Raw genomic sequence first — 1,267 nt, 5'->3', positions numbered from 1 at the left:
GGGACTGCCCCGGGTTCAGTTGACTCGCGGGGTGTGAATTTCAGGCCGCGGTTGCGACTGGTGTGTGGAGCAGTTCGAACTCTATCGGGGTGAGCCTGCCGAGGGCGCGTTGGCGCCGGCGGCGGTGGTAGGTCCGCTCGATCCAGGTCACGATCGCCAGCCGGAGTTCAGCTCGGGTAGACCAGCGTCGCCGGTCGAGGACGTTGCGTTGCAGTAGGGCGAAGAACGACTCCATGGCGGCGTTGTCGCCGCAGGCGCCGACGCGGCCCATCGATCCGTGTAAGCCGTTGTGAGACAGTGCATGGACGAACTTCCGTGACCGAAACTGGCTACCCCTGTCGGAGTGAACGATCGTCCCGACTGGCGATCGTAGCGCCACGGCGTGGTCCAGCGCCGCCACGGCCAACGAGGACTTCATTCGGGAGTCGATCGAGTAGCCCACGATCCGGTTGGAGTAGACGTCTTTAAGGGCGCAGAGGTAGAGCTTGCCTTCATCGGTGCGATGCTCGGTGATGTCGGCCAGCCAGACCTGGTTGGGAGCGTGGGCGCTGAACTGACGTTGTACGAGGTCGTCATGGACGGGCGGTCCGGATCGGCGGTTCAGACCACGCTTCTTGGCGAAAATCGACCAGATCCGTTCCTGGGAACACAACCGCGCAACCCGGTTCTCGCCGGCGACGATCCCGCGTCCGGGCAACTCGTCAGCGATGAACCGATAGCCGAATGCGGGGTCATCGGCGTGGATGTCGCGGGCAGCGTTGATCAGGTGTGCGTCGTCCCAATCCCGCTGTGATAGAGGTGCTTTGCGCCATTTGTAGAACGCCTGGGTGGAGAACCCCAGGACCCGGCAGGTCACCGTGACGGGCACGCCGTCAGCGGCAAGGTCGAGGACCAGCGGGTACATCATTTTGGGTTGGCATCCCGGGACAGATAGCCGACCGCGCGGCGCATCACCTCGGCCTCCTGCTCGAGGAGTTTGATCCGTTTGTGCGCCTCGCGCAGCTGCGCGGCCATATCGTCAGCATTGGCCGGTGACGCGGGCTGGCCGCGGCCATCCTCACGGTCAGCGATCTTGAGCCAGCGATGCAAGCAGGCCTCCGAGATGCCGAAGTCCTTCGCGATCTGGCGCAGCGGCGCCTCACCCTTACGGGCCACGGCGATAACGTCGGCACGGAACTCGGCAGGAAACGGTGTCGGCACGAGATTGATCCTTCCAGCAAGGACGAATCCTCACAGGTCAGGAGTCAACCAAACTGGGGGCAGTCCC

At 64.1% G+C, this 1,267-nt stretch carries 1 protein-coding gene; it reads right to left on the bottom strand.

Going from position 1 to position 1,267, the window contains the following annotated elements; genetic code table 11:
- Nucleotides 1-40 precede the first annotated feature (40 nt).
- Nucleotides 41-1,200, bottom strand: a protein-coding gene (locus tag M1248_RS33250) for an IS3 family transposase (protein ID WP_317150938.1) whose coding sequence is annotated in 2 segments (ribosomal slippage) — nt 41-909 and nt 909-1,200 — 1,161 coding nt in all. Because the reading frame shifts where the segments join, the coding sequence is not laid out codon by codon here.
- Nucleotides 1,201-1,267: the final 67 nt, after the last annotated feature.

Source organism: Mycobacterium sp. 29Ha (assembly GCF_032883055.1).
In the GTDB taxonomy this organism is placed as follows: domain Bacteria; phylum Actinomycetota; class Actinomycetes; order Mycobacteriales; family Mycobacteriaceae; genus Mycobacterium; species Mycobacterium gallinarum.
Note: the sequence above shows the minus strand (reverse complement) of the source record. Positions and strands in the feature narration are given on the sequence as shown.